The sequence below is a fragment of the Actinoallomurus sp. CA-142502 genome (assembly GCF_050936355.1).
In the GTDB taxonomy this organism is placed as follows: Bacteria; Actinomycetota; Actinomycetes; order Streptosporangiales; family Streptosporangiaceae; genus Actinoallomurus; species Actinoallomurus iriomotensis.
The window spans coordinates 5,516,069-5,538,326 of record NZ_JBNJMY010000001.1 but is presented as its reverse complement, the minus strand read 5'-3'; the positions used below and the strand labels follow the sequence as shown (position 1 = coordinate 5,538,326).

Below are 22,258 nucleotides of genomic sequence, written 5' to 3'. Positions count from 1 at the left end.
CACGTCACCACGTCAGCGGCCCGCAGCTTCTACTGGTAGCGGCACGTATCGTCAGGGCACGTATTCTCCCAGCGATCACGATGGTCTGGCTGCAGGCCGGGGACGGGGTCGGTCTAGCAGGTCCGGGGTCGTGGTCGGCGTTCATCAACCAGTACTCCACGAGGTCGGGCATCGAGGCCACGAGCAACGACTTCCTGCCTCGAATGGCCGCTCGGTTCGGCGGGTTGTCGCACCGCCGCAGACATGATCATTGAAGGAATCCGGGTCTGCTACCCGGGAGTCACGGTCGCCGACCTGTCCTGGAACTTCCCGACCGGGGGACGCGTAAGCGAAATGGCGCCCATCGTCGACGCCCGTTAACAGCCGGGAAGGGGCGTGGACACCGCACAACCCGCGACCCTTCTTTCATGCATAATATAAATTATGCATGAAACGTGGTGGTTTCCGAGGCCGCCACGCTGATCACGGCCCGGATCGGGTCCAGGCCGCACGAGGCGCGTTCGTCGTACGGGAACACCGTGCGTCGCGCCGGCGATGCGCGGCTCGCGGGCACCGACGTGGCCGGCGGCTCGCCGGGCATTCAGGGGTCGTCGCGCACATGTTCCATGGAACGCCGGTGGATACGGACGGCGCCTTCCGCCTTTGATTCCGCCAGACGTTCGGCCGCCACGCCAGGGACTCGCGCGCCAGAGGTATTCTGTCCCCGCGCCTGGCATTCCCCGCCCGACCGGGCGCTCGCCGACAGAGTCTTATACCGAACAGAAGATGGATTCTGTCCGGTATAGGGAGTTCGTACCGATTTGCACTGACATGGACGAGTGGACGTCGAACGAGTACCCCCGGCTCGTTCTCGACACGGCTCAGTACGCTGCTCGCCTTCAAGCCGACAACAGCGCTGGACGTTGCTTCATCTGCGACCTCGTCGACGACGAGAACAGCGAGCCGGGCGCCCTGATCTATCAGGATGAGCTGTGCGTGGTCCTCTTCCCCAGCACGCCACGCCTGCTCGGCTACACCATGGTTGCCCCGCGTGAACATCACACCGGCGTCGTCGCGGACTTCACCGAGGATGACTACGTGGCCCTCCAACGCCGGATCCATCGCCTCGGCAGGGCCATCACCGCTCTGGTGCCGACGGAACGGCTCTACGTCTTCAGCTTCGGCAGCCACCAAGGGGTCGCCCACGTCCACTGGCACGTGGTCCCGCTGCCACCCGGGGTCCCTTTCGAAGAACAGCAGTTCAACGCCGTCAACCGGCCTGACTACCTGCAGATCCCGGCCAAGGAGCGGGCGGAGCTGGCCGCACGGATCGCGGCGGCGATGGCCGGCCACGATCAGTGACGCCGGCACCCCTTCCGCTCCCCCGCGCCCGTCGAGCGATCACCTGATGTCGGCGTGGGCGATCGGAGCCGGCGGGGACTGGGGACGCTGAGCCTGCTGAGCCCGAACAGGCAGGTGGCCAGGGCCGCGACGGCGCAAGCGGCAGCGCAGGCCTATCCCCCGCGGGCGCCGGCGGTGTCGATGATCTGGCCGGCGGCGGCCGAGCCGACGGCGATGCCGACCGAGATCGCCGAGGTGAGCCAGGACATGGCCTCGGTTCGCCGATTCGGCGGCGCCCGTCGCTCGACGAGGCTGAACCCGCTGATCAGCATCGGTGACACGGCCAGCCCGGAGCAGAGCATCACCACGGCGAGCACGGTCAGTCCGGGCATCGCCCAGAACGTGGCCGTTCCCGCCGCGGCCGCGCCCAGGGTCAGCGTGAAACGGCGACGCAGCGAGGCGCGCCAGGTCCGCGATCCGTACCACAGCCCGCTGGCCGCACTGCCCAGGGCGTAGCCGCCGAGGAGGAAACCGGCCAGCGGTTTGTGCCCGTGCTCTTGGGCGAAGGCGACGGCGGCCAGGTCGATCGCGGCGAGCATCGCGCCGAAGAACAAGCCCACCGGCGCCAGCGTGACCAGGCCCCGCGCGGGCAGCAACTGCCCGCGGACACCGCGCCCCGCCCCCGCTGGGATCACGGGCGGCTCGGTGGCACGCTGCGCGGCCAGCAGCAGCGAACCGGCCACGCACGTGGCCGCCGCCAGCTCCAGCCCCGACGCCGGATGGACCTCGGTGGCCAGCACGGTGACCAGCACCGGTCCGGTCACGAAGATCACCTCGTCGGCCACCGACTCCAGCGAGAACGCGGCCTGCAGCAGCGGCGAGCCGCCCAGGAGCGCGCTCCACCGGGCCCGTACCATCGAGCCGAGCTGCGGCGTGGCGGCGCCGGCCAGTCCGCTGCAGGCCATCAGCGCCCAGCCCGGTGCGTGGAGTCGCACACAGGCGATGAGACCGGCCGTTGACGCCGCGTAGAAGAGTGTCAGCGGCGGGAGCACCCGGCCCTGGCCGAACCGGTCGGCGAGCCGGGCGGTCAGGGGTGACACCAGCGCATATCCGGTCGACCCGGCCGCGGCCACCTCCCCCGCCAGCCGTACCGGCCCGTGATCGAGGCGACCAGCAGCACGGTGCCGAGGCCGACCATGCCGACGGGAAGGACGTCCAGGTGGAGACCGTCGTCCTGCGGGCCGTCGCCGAGTACGCGCATCTGGACACCGGTGAGGCCGAGACCGACGAGATCGGCTGTGAGTACCTCGACGGGCCGTTCGTCGTGCCAGAGGGATGCGAGCATCGGGTCCGCTTCTCGATGCGGCTGCCCTGGGAGACCCCGATCACCGAGCCGGCCGGGCAGGCGCTGGGACCGCTGGTGAGGCTACGGACCCTGCTCGAAGACGAGGACGCGTAGGACGACGCGGACCATGACCTCATCCACGTCGCCGCACTCCCCCTCCACGAGACGATCATGGACGCCTTCGCGGCGGCGGGCTGGACCTTCCCGTCCAGCCGGCTCGTAGGCGAACGCGTGCCCGCGGCGGACCAGATCTTCGACTTCCACCAGTCGTTCACGCTCGCCGAGCGCGGTCCCGCAGGCGGCGGACCAGGCGATCTGGAGGTCGTCTTCCTCACCAACGCGGTCGGCTGCGACGTGTTCGTCCGGCCTGCCGCGCCGGAGTCGCGGTACTGGAACGACAAGCCTCCCGCCCGCCGCTTCGTCGCGGCACACCACGACCTCGACCGGGTCGACCGGTCCGCGGAGATCCAGCGCTGGATCCGCGAGATCGTGCATCGCTGACCGTTCGGCGGACGGGCCGCTCCCCCGGGCCCGTCTCGGCTGTCCGTCCCTCCCCCTACGGTGTCCGATCATGACGCCTGTTGAGGCATCGCCGTCCGACCGGGCCGGCTCCCCCGCTTTTACCTCGCCTGGCTCGCCGGAGTGCTCGCCTCCACGCTGCGCTGTTCTTGCTGGTCGGCGGTGCCGTCGGGGACCGGTTCGGGATCGGTCAAGGGCGGGGCCGTCAGGCCCGCCTCACCGTCTTTCGTTCCTGTCGCGCAGCCAGCGCTCGAATTCGGTGGCGACGATGCGCTCGTCATGCACGCCGGTTGCGTCGTCGGAGGCCAGCCAGACGATGGGCGGGCCCATCACCGCGGGCTCCAGGAACTCCCGACCCTCGGGCACGGCGTCGCGGGGAAGCATCCAGGTGACGGTCGGGCCCGGCCCGCGAGGAGCAGTGGAACCGGATCCGGCGCTAAGAGGTGATGACGGGGTCTTGAGCGCCGGAACCTTTTGTGTGGGGCCGCGACCAAGGTCTTCCTCAGGGGCAGCGACCGTTCGATGTGTCACTCGTTGATTGCCTGGTAGAGGGTGGTCCAGAAATCCTGCATGGCCCGCGCCGAGTCCGGGGTGGACATTCCGGTCTGGGTGAGCAGGATGCCGACGAGCTGGTTGTGCGGGTCGGCGTAGGTCGTGGTGCCGGCACCGCCGTCCCAGCCGAACTGGCCGATGGGCGCGTAGTCGCCGCGGTAGGTGCGCACCGTCATCCCGAAGCCCCAGCCGCCGGTCTGCCCCTGACCGTGTGACAGATGGACGACGCTGCGCGCCCAGGCCTGGAGGGCGGCTGTCTGCTCGGGCGTGAGGCGGTTGGTGGTCATCAGCTCGACGGCGGGCCGGGACAAGATCCGCTCGGTGCCGTGCATCCCGTGGTTGAGCAGCATCCGGAAGTAGGCGTGGTAGTCATCGACGGTCGAGTCGAGTCCGCCGCCGCCGGACTGGAACGCCGGAGGCTTGCTGTGGTGTCCCCCTTCGGCCTCGTCCTCCACGAGGAACTCTCCGGTCTGCGGGTCGGGGGCGTACAGGGGCGGCAGCCGATCGATCTTGTCGGCGGGCACGTGGAAACCGGTGCCCTTCATGCCCAGCGGGTCGAAGATGCGTTCGCGCAGGAACGCCTCGAACGACTGGCCGGTGACCCTGGCCACCAGCACCCCCAGCACGTCGTCGCTGACGTTGTACAGCCACCGCTGTCCGGGCTGGTACATCAGCGGAAGCGTGCTCAGGCGGCGCATCCACTCATCCGGCTCCACCGCCGGCAGCATCCATCCGTTCTCGCCGTAGACCCGCTGCTCGAAGTAGGCGCTCATCATCGGCGAGCCCATCGCCGTCGTGTCCAGGCCGAGCCCGCAGGTGGAGGTGAGCAGGTCCCGCACGGTGATCGGACGCCGCGCCGGCACGGTGTCCTCCAGCGGGCCGTCGGGCCGCTTGAGCACCCGCCGGTCGGCCAGTTCCGGCAGCCACGGGTCTATCGGGTCATCAAGTCGCAACCGGCACTCGTCCAACAGGACCATGGTCGCGGCGACCGCGACCGGCTTGGTCGTGGAGGCCATCCGGAAGATCGTGTCCCGGCGCATCGGCGCGCCCCCGTCATGGCGCATCGTCCCGATCGCTTCGACATGGGTCTCCTCGCCCCGGCCGACCAGGGCGACGAGTCCGGGGATCTTCTTGGACTCGACATGCTGCTGCAGTACCTCGCGCAGTCGGCGCAGCCCTGCTTCGGACAAGCCGCTGTGGCTGTTTCCCATCATGAATCTCCTTGGACGCAGTGGTCGGTCTTGACGGTGCCGCGGGCATGCGGCGTGAGGCGGCCGGCCGGGCATGGCCGACCGGCCGCCTGGTGCAGACAGGCGATGAAAGTGCTGCTCGGCCCCTTGAGGGGCGATGTGCTGCGGTGGGATCAGACCGTCTTGTCTTGTGTTCCGGTCTCGCTACCCGGCGGCGCGCTCGATGTCGTCGGTCAGCTGCTTGCGAGCCCGGGCGGGGACGTAGCCACCCTCGGTGTAGTTCTGGGCGAAGGCCTCGGCGAACTCCACCGGGTCCTCCCCGACGATCTCGCGGATCGGCGTCCGGTTCACCGCGGCCTGCTCGAACAGGTCGGCGAGGTCTTCGAACATCGACGCATTGCTGTCTTGGTCGGTCGGCACGAAGTGCATCAGGTACCGCTCGATCGCTTCGGCCGCCGTGCGGTAGCTCTCGGGAAGCTCCTTGACGCGCGCCTTGTACGCCCTCCAGCGTTTCTTGGGCCCGATCACCTTCGAGATGAAGCCGCTGTTTTCGGCATCGGACATGGTTACCTGCCCTTCCCTTCGCGGAGCTGTTCCAGTCGTTCCGCGAGGAAGCTCCACGTCCTCCAGAACTCTTCGAGGTACTCCCGTCCCTGAGCGTTGAGGGAGTGCACCTTGCGCGGCGGCCCCTTCTCCGAGGGGACCTTCTCCACGTCGAGAAGACCGCGCTTTTCCATCCTGAGGAGCAGCGCGTAGATGGTTCCTTCGGCGATGTCGGAGAAACCCTGCTCCCGCAGTCGCGCGGTGATCTCGTAGCCGTAGGCGGGCCGGCCGGACAGCGACGCGAGGATGATGCCCTCCAGCGTGCCCTTGAGCATCTCCGTCAGCAGCTTGGCCATGGAACACCTCCCCCCCTGCACTAGTCAGCGTTGTTGAGTACCAGTACAACGTAACACTGACTACCGGTACCTAGCAAGACGGAATAGCGGGTGTTCGTCTCTCATGCATCCGGGGCGCGGCAGCCGCCCTCCCTCGGCCGAAGGGCGTGATGGCCGGGGCCGGCTTCAACAACCTCACCGCACCGTTTGTTGAGAGGATGGCGGGCGTGACGAGCCCTCTGGAACTGCCCGCCGACCCGTTCGACGTCTTCCCCGCCCGGCCCACCGAAGGTAGGGACGGGCCCCGGTCGTGGCGGCTTTTCGGGGAGGCGATGGGCGCGACCGGTCAGGCGGTCGGCGAGTGGGTGCGGCCGCATCAGCGACGGGCCGTTGGGACGCCGCCGCGACGGCGACGTGGAACCGGCACCTGTCCGTTCTGACGTCCTTCATCACCTCGGCGCAACGGCAGGAACTGCTGGCGACCAACCCGGCCCGGCGCCTGGAGCGGCGCAAGCCCGTCCGCCGCGGCGACCGGTCCATCGGCCGCGCCCGCCTGCAGGCTCTGTTCCGCGACGACCGCAACGCGCTGCGCGAACGGGTGCTTGTGGCAGATGCTGTACGAGACCGTCGCCCGAGCGGACGAGGTCCTCTCCCTCACACCGAGGACCTCGACACCGAGTTCCGCCGCGGAGGTGTTCGTCCGGCCTGCCGCGCCGGAGGGGCGGTACTGGAACGACAAACCTCCCGCCCGCCGCTTCGTCGCGGCACACCACGACCTCGACCGGGTCGACCGGTCCGCGGAGATCCAGCGCTGGATCCGCGAACTCGACGGACGTGCGGGCGTCGGCTCAGCTCGATCCGGTCAGCAGAAGGCGATCCCGATGCCCGCGCCGTCAACCCAGTCCCGTCTTTGAACGACCAGCACGCGACGGTCGGGCACCCGGCATCGTCCAGGACGTCGAGGTCGAACAGGAACGCTTGGTAGTCGTTCTGGCCGGCCTGCGCGACGAACCGTTCGGGGCCGAGGACGATCTCCGGGTACGAGTCGTGGCCCGGGTCGGCGAGCCGTTCGACCGCGACCGGTTCACCGCTGGGGCCCGGGTCGTCGCGGTCGCGTGGCCAGGCGCGGTAGGCCAGAACCGCCCGGCCGTCTGGATCGGTCAGCAGGGCCAGTGTGCGGTCCCGGATGGTGGCGGTGAGGTTCGGCGCATGGTCGGCGACCGGAGCCCAGACCCGGTCCGGTGCGGCCGACCATCCGGCGTCAGGCTCGATGCCCCCCACGGGTCGGCGGCGAACGGCCGGTCGCCGACGCCGTCGCGGAAGAACAGACCGCAGACGGTGTACGCGACGCGGTTCACATATCGGATGACCTCCTGGACCGCCAGCACGCGGGAATCGCGGTGAGGCCGAGCCCGCGGAGATTCACCGATGTCTGGGCACTCCGTACGGCATCGGCGACGCGCGCCGCGGCCTGTTCCTGCGCCACCGCGTCGATGGTCATGGTGGCCTCCGCGTGTTCGATGTCCGGGGTCGAGCGCGCGCGATTACCGCCGATGCGACGTGCCGGCGAGCAGGGGCGCCGGATCTGTCGCGCTGCGGCGACACCGCTCCCCCGGGCCCGTCTCGGCTGTCGGTCCCTCCCCCTACGGTGTCGGGCCATGACGCCTGTTGAGGCTCCGCCGTCCGGCCGGGACCGGCTCCCCCGCTCTTACCTCGCCTGGCTCGCCGGAGTGCTCGCCTCCATGCTCGGTGACGTGGTCCTCTACTTCGCGCTGGGCTGGGCCGCGTCCGCGCACGGCGGGTCCGTCGCCGCTCTCGTGCTGTCCGCGATCAACCTGCCGCGGGCGCTGTTTCTGCTGGTCGGCGGTGCCGTCGGGGACCGGTTCGGCGCGCGGAGGATCATGTTGATCGGCGACGGTGTGATGATCGCCGTGACGGTGCTGCTGGCGCTGGTCGCGTTCCGGTGGGAGGCGGCGACCTGGGTGCTGGTCGGGGCGGGGCTGGTGATCGGCGTGGTGGACGCCTTCTACCTGCCGGCGTCCGGATCCATGCCCCGGCGGCTGGTCGGAGCGGAGAAGCTGCCCAGGGCGCTCGCGCTGCGGCAGACGGGCGGCCAGGTGGTCGCCCTGGCGGGTGGTTCGCTGGGTGGCCTCATCGTCGCGGCCGTGGGCCTTCCCGGGGCCGCGCTCTTCGACGCGGCGACGTTCGGGATCGTGCTGTGGGTGATGGTGTCGGTCCGTCCCGCTCGGCAGACCGCGAAGGCCGTCGTTCGCGCGGGTGCCTTCCGGGAGGTGGCCGACGGTCTTCGGGTCGCGTGGCGGGATCCGGTGTTGCGTGCCGCCCTGGTCCTGGTGGCGGCCGCGGCCGGGGCGTTGCTGCCGGTCATCTCGCTGCTGGTGCCTCTGCTGGCCCGGCATCGCGGGTGGGGGCCGGGCGCGGCGGGGGTCGTCGTGGCGGCGCAGAGCCTGGGCGTCATCGGTGTCGCGGTGCTCGTCGCCGGCCGGGGCGGCAGTGGGCGGCCGGGGCGGACCGCCGCTCTCGGTCTGATCATCGGTGGGTGTGGGACGGCTCTTCTCGCCTGCGCGTCCTCCCCCGTCGTGGCGGCGGGAGGTGCCCTGGTCGTCGGGCTGGGGTCGGGGGTCTTCAGCACTCACGTCGCGCCTCTGGTGCTCGCGACCACGCCCGAGTCTCACCTGTCGCGTCTGCAGGCGCTGCTGACGCTGGTGCAGAGCGCCGCTCTGCTGGTGATGAACAACGCTTTGGGCAATGTCGCCGCCGTGGCCGGTCCCGCGCTCACTCTGGGTGTTTGTGCCGGTGCCGCCACGCTCACCGGGCTGGGGGGCCTGCGCTCTCCGCGGCTGCGCCGCGCACAGCCGGCTCGGTGACCGGCCGCTCCCGTGTCTCTCTGGTGCGGATGTTCTTGTGTCGTGAGTGTTGGTTTGCTGGAAAAAGCCAGCCTGCTTTACGCAGTAAGGTTCAGGAGGGAGGCCAGGACGGCGGCGTTGCTGCGCGGCACGTCCTTGGTGGCCGTCACGAGCACGACCCGCCGGTCGGCCGCCAGCTCCTTCAAGCGCCGCAGCGCGTCGGCGGCGGGAGGGTCGGCCAGCTCGGCCTCGTAGCGGCGGCGGAACTCCTCGTACCGCTCCGGGTCGTGGCCGTACCAGCGCCGCAGTTCCGTCGACGGCGCGACGTCCTTCAGCCACAGGTCCAGGTGCGCGGCCTCCTTGGAGACGCCGCGCGGCCAGACCCGGTCAACCAGCACCCGGTACTCCCCCGCCGTGACCTCGTCGTAGATCCGTACGACGCCGACCTCGCGCACCCACCACCTCCGCGTCGACGGCGCCGCCCGTCGGCGCCAGGGACCATCCTTCCCACCGGAGCACCTCGTGTATCGCCGGCCACGCTCGTCGAGGCCCCCCTGGTCCTCATCCGGGTTCCCGGCGCAGGCGGGCCGGGTCGACTTCGGTCACGGCCGTCCTCCCGTCCAGCACCCAGCCCTTCCCGTACGCCGCGGCGAAGGCTTCTTCGCCCAGCGCGGCGCGCCCTCGGCGGGTGAGTTCGCGCACCTGCGGATCGGTACGGTCGTGCGCGCCGCGCAGCCGGGAGGCGGCGCCGAGCAGGACGGCCGACTCGTGATGCCGCCCGTACGCCTCGGCGAGCGCGGCCGTACTCACCGCCACCACGGACAGGATCGGCAGGTCCCGGGTCTCCAGCGCCGCCGCGTACGCCTTTTCGAGTGCCTTCTCCGCACCGGTCAGGTCACCCGTCTCCAGGCAGAGCGAGGCCCGTACGCCGTCGGTCAGCGTCCGTGCGTGGGCGCCGGGAAACGTGATGTCGCCGCCTAGACGCCGTTCGGCGTCGTCGAGCAGGTCCCGTGCCCGGTCCAGGTCGCCGAGCCGCACCCGGAAGGCGGCCTCCCACGCGTCGACCAGGGCCGGCATCTCCGGCGCGCTCGCGCGCAGCGCCCGTTCTCGGGCCGATTCGATCACCGCGATCGCCCGGTCGGTGTCACCGCGCCGCAGCCGCAGGTCGATCCAGCGCAGGTCGCTGAACACCTCGTCATCGAGGCTGACCGGGCCGAACTCACCGGCCAGCGACCGTGCCTCGTGCAGGTCGGCCAGCGCGCCGTCGAGGTCGCCGTCGTACTGGCGCAGCTGGGCGCGCATCGGCAGCGCGGTGGCCTGGCCCCAGCGGTCGCCGACCTGCCGGAAGCAGGCCAGGGCCGCCTCCACGTCGGCGCGCATCCCGTCGAGCTCGCCGCTGTTCTCGGCGGACTGGGCCCGGAACATGCGGGCCAGTCCGGACAGCCACATGTCGTCGCCGTCGGCCAGGTGCTCGGTGAGCGCGAGCGTGGTCTTCTCCTCCTGGAGGAACGCGAGCGGGAGCACGGTGAGCGCGCCGTACGGGCCGGGCAGCTGCGGGTATGTGAGGAGCCGGTCGGCCAGCTCGCGTATCCGCGCCTGGTCGTCGGCGGTCGTTTCCGGCCGGGTGATGACCCGGTTGATCAGGTGGATCGCGTGGGCGCAGTCGCGGTCGGGCGTGGGCTCGGCGCCGGGCACCGCCAGTGCCTCGCCCAGCCAGTACGCCGCGTCGGAGTGCCGGCCGGACATCTGCCAGTACCAGGTCAGGTTCAGGGCGAGAGCGGTCGCGGCGGTGGCGTCGCCGGTGTCGCATCGCCGGCGTAGGGCGGCCAGCGCGTTGTCGTACTCGGCGCTGATGACGCGCATGGCGGCCGGCTGGCCGGGTCCGCGCAGCTGCGGGTCGTACCGGGAGATCAGCTCGGCGAAGTGGCCGGCGGCCAGGTCACGGACGGTGCCGAGGTCGCCCGTCTCGGTCAGGCGGCCGGTGCCGTACTCGCGTAGCGTCTCCAGCATGCGGTAGCGGCCCGGGTCGGGCGCGAGCTGCAGCAGCGACCGGTCGACCAGGCCCGCGAGCAGCTCGGGGATCTCGGCGGCCGGCACCGCGGTGCCGGCGCAGACCGCGGTGGCCGAGGCCGGTGTGACGCCGCCGGGCAGGATCGAGACGCGTTCGGCGACCGTACGCTCGTGCTCGCTCAGCAGGTCCCAGCTCCAGGCGATGACCGCTCGCAGGGTGCGGTGCCGGGGCAGCGCGGTGCGGCTTCCGGTGGTGAGCAGCCGGAATCGGTCGGACAGCCCGTCGGCCAGCTCGGGCAGGGACAGCGTCCGCAGCCGGGCCGCGGCGAGCTCCAGCGCCAGCGGCATCCCGTCCAGGCCGCGGACCACCCGCCGGATCTCGGGCAGCGTCGTCTCGTCCACGTCGAAGCCCGGGCGCACGGCCGCGGACCGCTCGGTGAACAGGCGTACCGACGCCGCCCGCCGGGCCTGCTCGACGCCGTCGTCCGGTCCGGGCAGTGCGAGCGGGCCGAGCGGCACCAGCGCCTCGCCGTCGACCGCGAGGGGTTCGCGGCTGGTGGCGAGCACGCGCAGCCCGGCGCATCGGGACAGCAGTGCCGCGATCAGGTGAGCGACGGCGTCGATCAGGTGCTCGCAGTTGTCGACCAGCAGCAGGGTCTCCCGGCCGCCGAGCCGGTCGAGGAGGACGTCCAGCTCGTCGCCCTCGACCCGCGTCCGTGCCTCGAACATCGCGCCGCCGTGCAGCCCGATCCCGGCGAGCACGGCCGCGCCGACCTTGGCCGGCTCGGTGACCGAGGTGAGGTCGATCAGCCAGGCGCCGTCGCGGTACTCGTGGCGGTGGCGGCGGGCGGCCTCGACGGCGAGGCGGGTCTTGCCGGCGCCACCGGGGCCGAGGACGGTGACGAGGCGCCCGGCGGCGAGGAGCGTGCCGATCCGGGCGAGGTCGTCGTCGCGCCCGATGAAGCTGGTGAGCGGCGCGGGCAGGTTACTCCGCCTGGTCTGCGCGGCGTCGGCGGCCGGGGCGGGGCGCTCGGCGCGCAGCAGGCGCAGGTGGCGCTCGCGCAGGGCGGCGCCCGGGTCGGTGCCGAGGACGTCGGCCAGGGTTTCGCGGACCCGCTCGTAGCAGGCCAGGGCCTCGGCCTGGCGGCCCTGGGCGGAGAGCGCGTCCATGAGCAGCGCGGCCGCCCGCTCGTGGACGGGATGCTCGGCGAGCAGAGCGGTCAGGCGGATCGCGGCCGCGTCGGCGCGGCCCAGGGACAGCTCGGCGGCGGCGAGGTCGGCGACGGCCTCGGCCGAGGTGTGGGCCAGCCGGGTCGCGGCGGCGGGCGCCACCGCGGCGACGACCGTGGGCTCGGCGCCGGGACGGTCGCCCCACAGTGCCACGGCCTCGCCGAGCACGGCCGCCGCGGCGTTCGGGTCGCCGGCGCGCAGGCGGTCACGGCCGGCGGCGGCGAGTCGCTCGAACCGCAGCGCGTCCACGTCGGTCGCGTCCGCCTCCAGCCGGTAGCCGCCCGCGGCCTGCGTGACGTCGCCGGCCGAGCCGAGGGTCCGGCGCAGCCGCGAGACGAGGGCCTGCAGGGCGTGGGCGGGGGCGGCCGGCGGGTCCTCGGCCCAGATCGCGTCGACCAGGGCGCCTTGGTCGACCGTGCGCCCGCCGGCGAGTGCCAGCCGTACGAGCAGGCGCCGCAGCCGCGCGCCCGGGACGGGCACGGCGGCGCCGCCGCGAGACGTCTGCAAGTCGCCGAGCAGCGTGACGCGAAGCCGCGCATCCCCGTCCATCTCCCGATCTTCGCGTGCGCACCCTCGAGTCCCCAAATCACGGCGAGGACGGGGGTGTGAGCGTCGTGTGCCCTCCTGTCAGCGTCGCGTGTACGGCGTGTGAGCGGCTCCCTTCAGTGCTGTCCACGCTCGGCGTGGAGGTCCGGCGTGGAGGTCCGGCGCGGCGTCACGGTCTCGGCCGTCGCGCCGGACGGTGAGCGCGAGTACGCGGCGCGCTGGCTCGTCGGCTGCGATGGCGGCCGCAGCGTCGCGGGAGTGCTCCGGAAGGCCGACGCGGCCGGGTGGCGCGCCCCCGGCACCGGCCACCGCCGGCAGGTCACCGGTCCCCGGCCGGGGACCGCACCGCTCCGGTTCGGGAAATGTCGGAGGGGGCCGCTAACTTCTGGGCAATGCGCCCTGCCGACGTCCGCCGTCTCACCGTCGATGAGGCGGCCGATCGTTACATCGACATGGTCCGTGCCAAGACCGTCACCGGTGCGCTGGCGCCGAGTACGGCCGAGGTGTACGCGCGTGACGTGCGGACGTTCACGGTGCTGGCCGGTGGTGACCGGGTGCTGGACGATCTGACCGGTGAGGACGTCGATGAGGTGCTGTTGCGGTTCGCCTCCAAGCCCGACGGGCGGCGTGGGGCGTCTCGCGCGGCCGCTGGGGCGGGGCCGGCCGAGGCGGTGCAGAGCGGCGCGTCACAGAGCCGGTTCCGCCGGTCGGTGTCGGCGTTCTTCCGTCACGCGACGGTGGCGGGCTGGGTGCAGCTGGATCCGATGCGGGCGGCGACGGTGGTGCCGCGCCGGCGGGGCGGGCTGCGGGCGGAGCGGCGGGCGTTGACGCGTGAGCAGGCGGAGGGGCTGCTGGGTACGGCGCGGGAGCTGGCCGTGGCATCACCACCGGAGGGGGGTAAGCGCGCCGATCAGCGTACGGAGCTGCGGGACGCGCTGATCGTGTTGCTGCTGGCGACGGTCGGGCCGCGCGTGTCGGAGCTGGTCCGCGCCGACGTCGACCATTTCTACGTCAACGACGGGGTGCGTTACTGGCGGATCTTCGGCAAGGGCGGCACGACGCGGGACGTGCCGCTCCCCCGTGAGGTCGCGGAGGTCCTGGACGCGCATCTGGCCGTACGGCGGGCTCGGGAGGCGGGTGGGAACGCGCTGCTGTTGTCGTGGCGGGGGCGGCGGCTGGCGCGCGGTGACGTGCAGGCGGTGATCGACCGGGTGCTGGCGCGGGTCGACCCGGAGTACCGGCGTGGGGTGACTCCGCACGGTCTGCGGCACACCACCGCGACGCATCTGCTCGCCGCGGCGACCGACATGGACGCGGTACGCCGGGTGCTGGGTCATTCGGATCTGTCCACGCTGGGTCGTTACCGTGACGATCTGCCGGGTGAGCTGGAGGCGGCGATGCGCGCTCATCCGCTGCTGGGTGCCACGTCGCCCGAGCCGGGAGACGTGTCGGCGGACTGAGCGGCGGTGTCGAGGCCGCGGCCGGTGCTGCGGGGGCCCAGGATCGCCACGTCGAGGCAGAGGATGACCAGGATGACGGCCGAGCCGGTGAAGACGGTGCCGGCGCCGAGGTGGTCCAGGGCGTTGAGGGCGACGAACGGCAGCACGGCGGAGGTCCCGGACAGGGAGTAGGCGACGCTGATGGCGCTGCTGCGGATCCGATCGGGTAGCCGAGGAAGGTGAGGGCGGCGTAGCCGAGGGACTGTACGACGTCGAAGCCCTTGGCGCCGAGCACGACCGGGGCGAGGGAGCCGAAGCCGTAGTAGCCGACGGTCTGCAGGATCTGGAAGCCCCAGAGCATGACGGTGCGGCGGCGGTACGGTTCGCCGAACATCCGGGCGAGGGACAGCCGTGTGACGGGTTCGTCGGGGATGTCCTCCAGGGGCGGCAGCGGGCCTCCTCCGGCCGCGGCGGCACGTTCGGCGTCGGCGACGACGGCTTCGGCCTGGTCGGGGCGGCCCTGGGCGAGCAGCCAGCGCGGTGACTCGGGCAGGCGTGCGCGCAGGATCCACACGACGAGCGCGCCGGCCGCGCCGAACACCAGGAGCCACCGCCAGCCGTCGATCAACAGGTGTTCGTCGGCGACGAACCGGCCGCCGAGGAACGCCGCGACCGGCACGCCGCAAAAGCCGATGGTGTAGGCCCAGGCAATGCAGCGGCCGCGGACGCGGCGTGGCATGAACTCGCTGAGGTAGGTGTCGACGAGGGTGAGTTCGGCGCCGAGCGCCAGCCCGCCGAGGAACCGCAGCAGCAGGAAGAGGTCCAGGTTGGGGGCGAACGCGGTGAGGAGGGAGAACAGGGAGTACAGGCCGAGGTTGATCAGGAACATGCGGCGGCGGCCGAGCCGGTCGGCGGCGATGCCGAGCGCGATCGCGCCGACGAACATGCCGGCGAACGCGGAGGCGATGACGAGGGACTTCTCGTTCGTGCCGAGCTGCCACCGGTCGGTCAGGACGGCGCCGAGCACGCCGCCGAGGAAGACCTCGTACAGGTCGAAGAAGCCGCCCAGGCCGACGACGACGATCAGCGCCCAGTGCCAGCGCGTGAGCGGGAGGCGGTCCAGGCGGGCGCTGATCGATCGGCTGGTCGGCTCCTGGGGCACGGGCGGGCTCCATGTGCGTCGGGGTGCCGCGCATGAAATCACTTCGGCCGCCGATCGGGCCAGTGCGTGTCCGGCTCGTGAGATGCGGGGCTACGTCGTGGCCGGTGACGCGGGCCCGAGTGGGCGGTCGATGATGCCGGTGGACTTGCCGGCGAGGGCCGCGGCGACGTAACGGTCGATGACGGGGACGCGGGCCAGTTTGAGGGCGGCTCGCCGGATGTGGAGCTGTGTGGTGGTGGCGGGGATGAACCAGCGTGTCCCGTTGCGGGCCACCTGTTGCTTGTCGGTGACCACCGGCCGCAGGGTCCGTTCGTAGCCGTCCAGCGCGGTCTCGATGGTCTTGGCGTGGGACAGGTGTTCGGCCAGGACGTAGGCGCCGGTGATGCCGAGTGAGGCGCCCTGGCCGGCCAGGAGGGACACGGCGTGGGCGGCGTCGCCGATCAGTGTGACGCGGTCCCGGGTCCAGGCCGGCATGTCGATCTGGGCGACCTGGTCGTAGTACACGTGTTCGGGTGGCGGGCAGGCGGCCAGGGCGCGTGGCGCCACCCAGCCGAGGGTGCCGTACTCGCGGCGGATCGCGGCGCGCGGCTCGGCCGGCAGGGTGGGGTCGGCGGTGCGGTGCACGGTGAAGACGGCGACGCGCTCGCCGTGTAGGCCATAGAAGCCCATCTGCCGGTCGACGGTGTCGGTGAGGCAGAACTGGCCGGCCACCTGGGCGTGGACGCCGGCGTCGTCGAAGGAGTAGGCGGCGGTGTGGAAGCCCAGGTAACGCAGGAACCGGCGTTCGGGTCCGAAGGTCTGGTCGCGGACGGTCGAGTGGATGCCGTCGGCGCCGACCAGCAGGTCGGCGTCGATCGTGGTGCCGCCGGTGAGGGTGACGGTGACGCCGTCGGCGCGGTTGTCGATGCCGGTGACGGTGGTGGCGTGGCGTATCTCGACGCCGGCGGGGACGTGGTCGCGCAGCGCGCGTTCGAGGTCGGGGCGCATGATGCTGATCAGGCGCCCGTCGACGATCTTGGCGAACCGGGCGAAGCGCATGCCGGAGCGGCGGCGACCGTGCCGGTCCCGGTAGGTCATCTCTTCGACGTGGTGTCCCAGCTCGCGGATGCGGGGCAGGACGCCCATGGCCTCCGCGGCGTCGTAGCCGGGACCGAAGAAGTCGATCATGTAGCCCTGGGTGCGGGGGCCGGGCGCCTTCTCCACGACCACGACCGCGGCTCCGAGAGTGTGGAGGCGCTCGGCGAGGGCCAGGCCGGCGATGCCGGCTCCACAGATGATCACCTTCATGGGGTGTCTCCCTGTTCCGTGGCGGGGGGTCCGGGTTCGGTGGGGGCGACGAGGCGGCGCAGGACGGCCGTCAGGTCCGTCGCGTCCGGGCCGGGGCCGAGCGCGCGGTGCAGCATGATGCCGTCGATCGCGGCCGCCAGCACCGCGGCGGTCGCGTCGGGCGCCGGAACCTGGTGCTCGGCGAGCCGGCCGGCCAGCGCCCGGCGGAAATCGGTGACGACCTCGCCCAGGGACCGGCGCAGGTCCTCGTCGCGGCCGGCGGCCAGATAGGTCTCGGCGAACAGCAGCGAGACCGGGTCCCGGCCGTCGTAGGCGGTCAGGAAGTCGATCATCAGGCCCAGTGCCTCGCCGGGCGTGTGCGCGCGTTCCATGCCCGCGCCGGCCTGCTCGACCAGGTCGTGCATCACGGCCAGGGCGGCCTCGGTCAGCAGGGCCTGGACCGAGGAGAAGTGGTAGTGCACCACGCCGGGGGCCACGCCGGCCCGTTCGGCCAGCATCCGGGTGCTGACCGCGGCCCAGCCCCGCTCGGCGATCAGCTCGGCCGCCGCTTCCAGCAGCCGCCGGCGCGCTTCACGCCCGCGGTCCGCCGCCGTCGCGTTCATCGTGCCCGCCTTCTCGGTCGTTCGCCCTGGGCGATCGTATTGGACGATTGCCCAAACTAGCACGCGACCGACGGATGACAAGAGCAGTGCTGGTCAGGACCACGAGACCGGTTTCCACAGTGCCTGTGGAAAACCCGGTGGGTAAGTGCGCCGCGGTACCCCCATAGGCGGTGATTTCCCCGGCCGATCTGTGGAAAGCCCTGTGGATAACCCTTACTCGTCCGTACGGGGACGGCGGGCGTCGGACACCGCCTGGCGCGGAGCGCGTACGGAGGGCCCTAGCGGGACTCCGCCGCGAGCCGCAGGCCGAGGCCGACCAGCACCACGCCGGACACCTGCTCGAGCCGCCGCCGTACCGCCGGGCGGCCCAGCGCCCGCCCGGCGCGGCCCGCCAGCCAGATCAGGCTCAGGTACCAGACCATGTCGATCAGCGCCCAGACCAGGGACAGCACCACCAGCACCGGCAGGACCGGCGCGCCGTGCGGGACGAACTGCGGCAGGAACGACACCGCGAACACGCCCGCCTTGGGGTTGGCGGCGTTGGTCAGCAGGCCCATGCGGTAGGCCCGCCACCGCGACACCGGCACCGCCCGCTCCCCCGTCTCCCCCGGCTGCGTCGCGGGCCGGCGGCGCGCGGACCACAGCGCCCGTACGCCCATCCACACCAGGAACACCGCGCCCGCGATCCGGATCGCGTCATAGGCGATCCGGGAGGCCAGCAGCAGCGCGGTCAGCCCGAACGCGGCCGCCAGCCCCCACAGCACGACGCCGGTCTCGTTGCCGAGCATCGCCGCCACGCCCGCGCGGCGGCCCCCGGTGACCGACTGGCGCACGATCACCGCGGTGCTCGGCCCCGGGACGAGGGCGACGACGATCGCGGCGCCGGCGAAGGCGAACAGTGTCTGGATCATCACCTCATGCTGACCCGGTCCGTTCGCGCGGGCAAGCACGTTTTCCCCGGCCGCCGGGCGGTTACCAAGCCTTACGGGGCCACCGGGCCGCCGTGCGCGGCGGGATTGATCGTCCCCGGCCCGCCGGTCCGGGACGGCTGCGGCGTCTTGGACTTCTTGCCCGACGGCGACGGTGACGGGAGGGGGCTGGACGGTGACGGCTGCGGCGGCGGGGGTGGCTGCACCGGCACCGTCGTGGGCACCTCCGTCGGCTTCGGCGGCTTCGGGGACGGCTCACAGGAGTACAGCAGCAGGACCAGCAGCCCCAGCAGGACCAGCAGCGCCGCCAGCGACGCGACCGCCGCCGCCAGGCCCTTGCTGTCGCGCGCGGCCGCCGGGGCGGTGGCCGGCACCGGGGGCGGCTGCAGCGCCGGGCCCTTCGGGCCGGACAGCCAGTACTGCTGGAAGCTGGGGCCGCCGCGCAGGCGCCGGCCCATCCCCCAGCCGCGTTCGAGCAGCACCGGTTTCAAGAAGCGTTCGGCCCCCGCACGGCCCTCCTCGTGCGCCGTGGCCACCCAAGGCGCGCCGCCGTCGGACAGCGCCGCCACCACCGGGGACGGGCCGCCCGGATCGGCCGGGCGCGCGGCCGACGGAAAGGCGCCCACCCGCGGCGACTCGGCCTCCACCGCCGCGCGGAACCGGTCGCGGGCGGCCGCGTCGCCGGCGGCGGCGGTGGTCAGCAGCGCCACCTCCACCCGGCGCCCCTGCGGGTCCACGGCCAGATAGACGATGCCGGCGGCGGACTCGTGCAGGCGCGACTCCAGCCGGAACGGCCCGAGCTCGGCCGGGTCCCCGACCTGCAGCGGCTTGGGCATGTGCGGCCCGCCTCCCCTCGCCTGCGGCCTGGCGCGACACACTAACAGTCTCGGCGCTCGGCGGGTCTTCAGTCAGATCGCATAAGGTCGTGCACGTTGGCGCTGCACGAGACCCTGACCTTGAGGGACTACATGACCATCGCTGTAGGGGACATCGATCAGGCCGCGGCGCTGCTGCAGCAGAGCGTGGCCGAGGTCAAGAAGGTCATCGTCGGCCAGGAACACATGGTCGAACGCATGGTGATCGCTCTGCTCGCCCGCGGCCACTGCCTCCTCGAGGGGGTTCCCGGCGTCGCCAAGACCCTGGCCGTGGGCACGCTCGCGACCGTGGTCGGCGGGTCGTTCGCGCGGCTGCAGTTCACCCCGGACCTGGTGCCCTCCGACATCGTCGGCACGCGCATCTACCATCCCTCGACCGAGCAGTTCGATGTGGAGCGCGGCCCGGTCTTCGTCAACTTCGTCCTCGCCGACGAGATCAACCGGGCGCCCGCCAAGGTGCAGTCGGCGCTGCTGGAGGTCATGGCCGAACGCCAGGTGTCCCTCGGCGGCAAGACCCATCCCCTGCCGCGGCCGTTCGTCGTCATCGCCACCCAGAACCCCATCGAGTCCGAAGGCGTCTACCCGCTGCCCGAGGCGCAGCGTGACCGGTTCCTGATGAAGGTCAACGTGGCCTATCCGGGTGCGACCGAGGAGATGCAGATCCTGCAGCGGATGAGCGTCGATCCGCCCGACGCGACGCAGATCCTCGATCCGGGGAGTCTCATCGGCCTGCAGAAGGCCGCCGACGAGATCGCCGTGCACGAACTGGTCGCCGACTACATCGTGCGGCTCGTCATGGCCACCCGCGAACCCGAGCAGTACCACCTGTCCGATCTGCAGGGCGTCATCGACATCGGCGCGAGTCCCCGCGCGACGCTGGGCCTGGTCGCCTCCGCGCGGGCCCTGGCGCTGCTGCGGGGCCGTGACTACGTGCTGCCCGACGACGTACGCGACGTGGCCGTCGACGTGATGTCGCACCGCATCCTGTTGTCCTTCGACGCCATCGCCGACGGCATCGACCCGGTCGGCATCGTCCAGCGGATCCTGACGGCCGTGCCGCCGCCGCGTGTCGTGTGGAACAGCGAATACGCTTCATGACCGGTGCGAGGAGGTCCGACAGGCTCGGTGAGCTGGCTCCCGAGCGGTCCCTGCGGCGGCTCGAACTGGCCGTCACCCGCCGGCTGGACGGTCTGCTGCACGGCGAGCACCTGGGCATGCTGCCCGGGCCCGGCAGCGACCTGGCCGAGGCCCGCCTGTACCAGCCCGGTGAGGACGACGTACGGCACATGGACTGGGCCGTGACCGCCCGCACCACCGTCCCGCACGTCCGTGACCTGATCGCCGACCACGAACTGGAGGTCTGGGCGCTGGCCGACCTGTCCCCCAGCATGGACTTCGGCACCGCGGCCATGGAGAAACGCGACCTGGTCGTGGCCGCGCTGGCCGCGATCGGATTCCTCACCACGCGCCTCGGTGACCGTGTCGGCGCCTACGTCACCCACGGAGGGGGGCTGCGGCGCTGGCCCGCCCGTACGGGCCGCACGGCGATGTACGCGCTGTTGCAGGCGCTGCTGGACGCGCCCCGCGCCGATCCCGGCGGCGGGCCGGGCCTGTCGCTGGCCGAGGGGCTCACGAGCCTGGCACGCGGGCAGTTCAAACGCGGCCTGCGGGTGGTGATCTCCGATTTCCTGGACCAGGAGCGCACCGGCGACGGTGAGCCGGCATGGGCGCGTCCGATGCGGCGGCTCACCGCCCGCCACCAGGTCGTCGCCGTGGAGATCATCGATCCGCGTGAGCTGGACCTGCCCGACGTCGGCCCGGTGATGATGACCGACCCGGAGACCGGCGAGGTACGGGAGATCATCCTCTCGAAGAGGGTCCGTGCACGGTACGCCGCGGCGGCCGCCGAGCAGCGGGCCCGCACCCGTGAGGCCATCCGCGGCTGCGGAGCCGCGCACCTCGTGCTGCGCACCGACCGAGACTGGATCAGCGACGTCGCCCGCTTCGCGCTGCAACAGCGCCGCGTCGCCGGGCGCGCTCACCCGCAGCGGAGCCGCGCATGACCTTCCTGTCCCCCGGCCGGCTCTGGCTGTTGGCCCTCGTCCCGGTGCTCATCGGTCTCTACCTGGTCGTGCAGGCGCGGCGCCGGCAGGCCGCGGTCCGCTTCACGAACCTGGCGCTGCTGTCACGGGTCGCGCCGCGCCGCCCCGGCTGGCGCCGCCACGTGGCCGCGCTGTTGTTCCTGCTGTCGGTCATCTTGATGACCGTCGGGTTCGCCCGCCCGGCCAAGCCGGTGAAGGTCCCCCGCGAACGCGCCACCATCATCGTGGCGATCGACGTGTCGCTGTCGATGAAGGCCACCGACGTCGCACCCAGCCGGCTCGACGCGGCCAAGGCCGCCGCCAAGAAGTTCGTGCAGGACCTGCCGATCCGCTTCAACGTCGGCCTGGTCAGCTTCTCCGGCAGCGCCTCGGCGGTGGTCGCGCCGACGTTCGACCGCGAGGCGGTCGGCCATGCCATCGACGGGCTGCAACTGGGCAAGGGCACCGCCATCGGCGAGGCGGTGTTCACCTCGCTGCAGTCGATCCGCTCGTTCGACGCCCGCGCCAACGAGGACCCGCCGCCCTCGCACATCGTGCTGCTGTCCGACGGTGACAACCAGAGCGGCCGGTCGGTCATGGAGGCCGCCACCGCCGCCCGCGCCGCGAAGGTCCCCGTCTCCACGATCGCCTTCGGCACCCCGTACGGGATCGTGGACATCGACGGGGAGACCGTGCCGGTGCAGGTGAACAAGGCGACGCTGCGCAACCTCGCGAACGACACCGCCGGCAAGGCCTACGAGGCGCAGGCCGGGTCGGAGCTGTCGGAGGTCTACCGGCACATCGGCAGCTCGCTCGGATACCGCATCGAACGCCAGGAGGCGGCCTCGCAGTACATCCTCGTGGCGCTGCTGTTCGCCCTCGCCGCCGGCGGCCTGTCGCTGGTGTGGTTCCAGCGGCTGCCCTGAGGCGGGTCTCAGCGGCGTGAGGCGGGGCGTACGCCGCGCGCGACGTACCCGATGATCCCGAGCAGGAGCAGCACGCCGAGGCCGTCGCTCAGCCCCTCCCAGAGACTGCCGAACAGGCCGTCGCCGCTGAGGAACAAGAAGGTCGCGAACACCGTCGCCGCCGTCCCGGCCGCCGGCACCAGCGCGTAGGACCACGGGTGCTGCTGCGCCCACGCCCGCGTACGGTCATACCCGCGGCGCAGCAGCGCGCCGCCGGCGCCGATGAGGAAGAACACCGCGAGCCCGAACGACAGCGGCCCGGCGAGGCTCAGGTGACCGCCGAGCAGGTGCAGCGCGAGATCGGCGCCGCCCGCCACCGCTCCCCCGGCCAGCGCGACCGCCCAGGGCCCCTGGGAGGCGGCCGACATCGCGATCCAGGTCGAGTCCGAACGGCTCGGTACATCCGGTTGATACGTCATATCGCGATGATGCGTCCTCCGGGCCCGGAACGCCATCAGGGATTC

At 72.1% G+C, this 22,258-nt stretch carries 21 protein-coding genes and 2 pseudogenes; 8 read left to right on the top strand and 15 right to left on the bottom strand.

Annotated features, from left to right (window positions below; all coding sequences use genetic code 11):
* Positions 1–810: 810 nt before the first annotated feature.
* Positions 811–1,341 (top strand): HIT family protein, encoded by a 531-nt coding sequence (locus ACQEV1_RS26375; protein ID WP_285624432.1) that lies wholly within the window; start codon positions 811–813, stop codon positions 1,339–1,341.
* A 152-nt stretch (positions 1,342–1,493) separates the two neighbouring features.
* Here ACQEV1_RS26375 and ACQEV1_RS26370 read toward each other — a convergent pair whose 3' ends face one another.
* Complete coding sequence (locus tag ACQEV1_RS26370; protein WP_433396754.1) at positions 1,494–2,420, bottom strand: MFS transporter; 927 nt, start codon at positions 2,418–2,420, stop codon at positions 1,494–1,496.
* On the opposite strand from ACQEV1_RS26370, the pseudogene ACQEV1_RS26365 reads away from it, so the two are divergent.
* Positions 2,354–3,166, top strand: a pseudogene (locus ACQEV1_RS26365) (sporulation protein). The gene ACQEV1_RS26370 and the pseudogene ACQEV1_RS26365 overlap by 67 nt on opposite strands.
* A gap of 234 nt (positions 3,167–3,400) precedes the next feature.
* On the opposite strand, the gene ACQEV1_RS26360 reads toward ACQEV1_RS26365, so the two are convergent.
* The 4 genes from ACQEV1_RS26360 to ACQEV1_RS26345 form a co-directional block, all read right to left on the bottom strand.
* The gene (locus ACQEV1_RS26360) at positions 3,401–3,568 is read right to left on the bottom strand and encodes a hypothetical protein (RefSeq protein ID WP_433396752.1); all 168 of its coding nucleotides are present in this window, start codon (positions 3,566–3,568) and stop codon (positions 3,401–3,403) included.
* A 143-nt stretch (positions 3,569–3,711) separates the two neighbouring features.
* On the bottom strand, positions 3,712–4,950 hold the full coding sequence (locus tag ACQEV1_RS26355; RefSeq protein WP_433396750.1) for a serine hydrolase domain-containing protein: 1,239 nt from the start codon (positions 4,948–4,950) through the stop codon (positions 3,712–3,714).
* Between the two features lie 180 nt (positions 4,951–5,130).
* Entirely contained in the window at positions 5,131–5,490 is a 360-nt protein-coding gene (locus ACQEV1_RS26350) for a DUF1048 domain-containing protein (RefSeq protein ID WP_433396748.1), read from the bottom strand.
* A 2-nt stretch (positions 5,491–5,492) separates the two neighbouring features.
* Complete coding sequence (locus ACQEV1_RS26345) at positions 5,493–5,825, bottom strand: PadR family transcriptional regulator (RefSeq protein WP_433396746.1); 333 nt, start codon at positions 5,823–5,825, stop codon at positions 5,493–5,495.
* A 590-nt stretch (positions 5,826–6,415) separates the two neighbouring features.
* Between ACQEV1_RS26345 and ACQEV1_RS26340 the strand changes: the two genes are divergently transcribed.
* Positions 6,416–6,718, top strand: a complete 303-nt coding sequence (locus tag ACQEV1_RS26340; protein WP_433396744.1) for a hypothetical protein — start codon at positions 6,416–6,418, stop codon at positions 6,716–6,718.
* 440 nt (positions 6,719–7,158) lie between these two features.
* Here the strand turns inward: ACQEV1_RS26340 and ACQEV1_RS26335 are convergent, their stop codons facing one another.
* Positions 7,159–7,305 carry a hypothetical protein gene (locus tag ACQEV1_RS26335; protein WP_285624450.1) on the bottom strand — a complete coding sequence of 49 codons (147 nt, stop codon included), beginning with the start codon at positions 7,303–7,305 and terminating at the stop codon, positions 7,159–7,161.
* Between the two features lie 157 nt (positions 7,306–7,462).
* On the opposite strand from ACQEV1_RS26335, the gene ACQEV1_RS26330 reads away from it, so the two are divergent.
* On the top strand, positions 7,463–8,689 hold the full coding sequence (locus tag ACQEV1_RS26330; RefSeq protein WP_433396742.1) for an MFS transporter: 1,227 nt from the start codon (positions 7,463–7,465) through the stop codon (positions 8,687–8,689).
* 77 nt (positions 8,690–8,766) lie between these two features.
* Here ACQEV1_RS26330 and ACQEV1_RS26325 read toward each other — a convergent pair whose 3' ends face one another.
* The gene (locus ACQEV1_RS26325) at positions 8,767–9,123 is read right to left on the bottom strand and encodes a DUF488 domain-containing protein (protein WP_433396741.1); all 357 of its coding nucleotides are present in this window, start codon (positions 9,121–9,123) and stop codon (positions 8,767–8,769) included.
* A gap of 106 nt (positions 9,124–9,229) precedes the next feature.
* The gene (locus tag ACQEV1_RS26320; RefSeq protein ID WP_433396739.1) at positions 9,230–12,457 is read right to left on the bottom strand and encodes a BTAD domain-containing putative transcriptional regulator; all 3,228 of its coding nucleotides are present in this window, start codon (positions 12,455–12,457) and stop codon (positions 9,230–9,232) included.
* Between the two features lie 389 nt (positions 12,458–12,846).
* On the opposite strand from ACQEV1_RS26320, the gene ACQEV1_RS26315 reads away from it, so the two are divergent.
* Positions 12,847–13,914, top strand: coding sequence for a tyrosine-type recombinase/integrase (locus tag ACQEV1_RS26315; RefSeq protein ID WP_433396737.1), 1,068 nt, complete (start codon positions 12,847–12,849; stop codon positions 13,912–13,914).
* On the opposite strand, the gene ACQEV1_RS26310 is transcribed toward ACQEV1_RS26315, so the two are convergent.
* The 6 genes and pseudogenes from ACQEV1_RS26310 to ACQEV1_RS26285 all read right to left on the bottom strand — a co-directional run bounded on the left by ACQEV1_RS26310 (position 13,860) and on the right by ACQEV1_RS26285 (position 18,709).
* Positions 13,860–14,060 (bottom strand): hypothetical protein, encoded by a 201-nt coding sequence (locus ACQEV1_RS26310; protein ID WP_433396735.1) that lies wholly within the window; start codon positions 14,058–14,060, stop codon positions 13,860–13,862. The two genes, ACQEV1_RS26315 and ACQEV1_RS26310, sit on opposite strands and share 55 nt — an antisense overlap.
* A gap of 116 nt (positions 14,061–14,176) precedes the next feature.
* Positions 14,177–14,920: pseudogene (locus ACQEV1_RS26305) on the bottom strand (MFS transporter); the annotation flags it as partial.
* 225 nt (positions 14,921–15,145) lie between these two features.
* On the bottom strand, positions 15,146–16,342 hold the full coding sequence (locus ACQEV1_RS26300; protein WP_433396733.1) for an FAD-dependent monooxygenase: 1,197 nt from the start codon (positions 16,340–16,342) through the stop codon (positions 15,146–15,148).
* Positions 16,339–16,944: a TetR/AcrR family transcriptional regulator gene (locus tag ACQEV1_RS26295; RefSeq protein ID WP_433396731.1), complete on the bottom strand. Its 606-nt coding sequence runs from the start codon at positions 16,942–16,944 to the stop codon at positions 16,339–16,341. The genes ACQEV1_RS26300 and ACQEV1_RS26295 overlap by 4 nt, the downstream gene beginning before the upstream one ends.
* 278 nt (positions 16,945–17,222) lie before the next feature.
* Positions 17,223–17,855, bottom strand: a complete 633-nt coding sequence (locus ACQEV1_RS26290) for a LysE family translocator (protein ID WP_285624475.1) — start codon at positions 17,853–17,855, stop codon at positions 17,223–17,225.
* 71 nt (positions 17,856–17,926) lie between these two features.
* The gene (locus ACQEV1_RS26285) at positions 17,927–18,709 is read right to left on the bottom strand and encodes a hypothetical protein (protein WP_433396728.1); all 783 of its coding nucleotides are present in this window, start codon (positions 18,707–18,709) and stop codon (positions 17,927–17,929) included.
* A 132-nt stretch (positions 18,710–18,841) separates the two neighbouring features.
* Here ACQEV1_RS26285 and ACQEV1_RS26280 point away from each other — a divergent pair, with 132 nt between their 5' ends.
* From ACQEV1_RS26280 to ACQEV1_RS26270, 3 genes are read left to right on the top strand one after another with little or no spacing between them, the layout of a single operon-like run.
* Complete coding sequence (locus ACQEV1_RS26280) at positions 18,842–19,846, top strand: AAA family ATPase (protein ID WP_285575544.1); 1,005 nt, start codon at positions 18,842–18,844, stop codon at positions 19,844–19,846.
* The gene (locus ACQEV1_RS26275) at positions 19,843–20,811 is read left to right on the top strand and encodes a DUF58 domain-containing protein (protein WP_285624480.1); all 969 of its coding nucleotides are present in this window, start codon (positions 19,843–19,845) and stop codon (positions 20,809–20,811) included. Before ACQEV1_RS26280 ends, ACQEV1_RS26275 begins: the two co-directional genes overlap by 4 nt.
* Positions 20,808–21,755, top strand: coding sequence for a VWA domain-containing protein (locus ACQEV1_RS26270; RefSeq protein ID WP_285624483.1), 948 nt, complete (start codon positions 20,808–20,810; stop codon positions 21,753–21,755). Before ACQEV1_RS26275 ends, ACQEV1_RS26270 begins: the two co-directional genes overlap by 4 nt.
* Before the next feature lie 8 nt (positions 21,756–21,763).
* On the opposite strand, the gene ACQEV1_RS26265 is transcribed toward ACQEV1_RS26270, so the two are convergent.
* On the bottom strand, positions 21,764–22,213 hold the full coding sequence (locus ACQEV1_RS26265) for a hypothetical protein (protein ID WP_285624485.1): 450 nt from the start codon (positions 22,211–22,213) through the stop codon (positions 21,764–21,766).
* Positions 22,214–22,258 lie beyond the last annotated feature (45 nt).

What these genes read in the sequence shown, in the direction of transcription:
- ACQEV1_RS26375 (WP_285624432.1), top strand. Translation starts at nt 811, where the DNA reads ATGGACGAGTGGACGTCGAACGAGTACCCCCGGCTCGTTCTCGACACG.
- ACQEV1_RS26360 (WP_433396752.1), bottom strand. Translation starts at nt 3,568, where the DNA reads ATGCTTCCCCGCGACGCCGTGCCCGAGGGTCGGGAGTTCCTGGAGCCC.
- ACQEV1_RS26355 (WP_433396750.1), bottom strand. Translation starts at nt 4,950, where the DNA reads ATGATGGGAAACAGCCACAGCGGCTTGTCCGAAGCAGGGCTGCGCCGA.
- ACQEV1_RS26350 (WP_433396748.1), bottom strand. Translation starts at nt 5,490, where the DNA reads ATGTCCGATGCCGAAAACAGCGGCTTCATCTCGAAGGTGATCGGGCCC.
- ACQEV1_RS26345 (WP_433396746.1), bottom strand. Translation starts at nt 5,825, where the DNA reads ATGGCCAAGCTGCTGACGGAGATGCTCAAGGGCACGCTGGAGGGCATC.
- ACQEV1_RS26340 (WP_433396744.1), top strand. Translation starts at nt 6,416, where the DNA reads ATGCTGTACGAGACCGTCGCCCGAGCGGACGAGGTCCTCTCCCTCACA.
- ACQEV1_RS26335 (WP_285624450.1), bottom strand. Translation starts at nt 7,305, where the DNA reads ATGACCATCGACGCGGTGGCGCAGGAACAGGCCGCGGCGCGCGTCGCC.
- ACQEV1_RS26330 (WP_433396742.1), top strand. Translation starts at nt 7,463, where the DNA reads ATGACGCCTGTTGAGGCTCCGCCGTCCGGCCGGGACCGGCTCCCCCGC.
- ACQEV1_RS26320 (WP_433396739.1), bottom strand. Translation starts at nt 12,457, where the DNA reads ATGGACGGGGATGCGCGGCTTCGCGTCACGCTGCTCGGCGACTTGCAG.
- ACQEV1_RS26315 (WP_433396737.1), top strand. Translation starts at nt 12,847, where the DNA reads ATGCGCCCTGCCGACGTCCGCCGTCTCACCGTCGATGAGGCGGCCGAT.
- ACQEV1_RS26300 (WP_433396733.1), bottom strand. Translation starts at nt 16,342, where the DNA reads ATGAAGGTGATCATCTGTGGAGCCGGCATCGCCGGCCTGGCCCTCGCC.
- ACQEV1_RS26295 (WP_433396731.1), bottom strand. Translation starts at nt 16,944, where the DNA reads ATGAACGCGACGGCGGCGGACCGCGGGCGTGAAGCGCGCCGGCGGCTG.
- ACQEV1_RS26290 (WP_285624475.1), bottom strand. Translation starts at nt 17,855, where the DNA reads ATGATCCAGACACTGTTCGCCTTCGCCGGCGCCGCGATCGTCGTCGCC.
- ACQEV1_RS26285 (WP_433396728.1), bottom strand. Translation starts at nt 18,709, where the DNA reads ATGCCCAAGCCGCTGCAGGTCGGGGACCCGGCCGAGCTCGGGCCGTTC.
- ACQEV1_RS26280 (WP_285575544.1), top strand. Translation starts at nt 18,842, where the DNA reads ATGACCATCGCTGTAGGGGACATCGATCAGGCCGCGGCGCTGCTGCAG.
- ACQEV1_RS26275 (WP_285624480.1), top strand. Translation starts at nt 19,843, where the DNA reads ATGACCGGTGCGAGGAGGTCCGACAGGCTCGGTGAGCTGGCTCCCGAG.
- ACQEV1_RS26270 (WP_285624483.1), top strand. Translation starts at nt 20,808, where the DNA reads ATGACCTTCCTGTCCCCCGGCCGGCTCTGGCTGTTGGCCCTCGTCCCG.
- ACQEV1_RS26265 (WP_285624485.1), bottom strand. Translation starts at nt 22,213, where the DNA reads ATGACGTATCAACCGGATGTACCGAGCCGTTCGGACTCGACCTGGATC.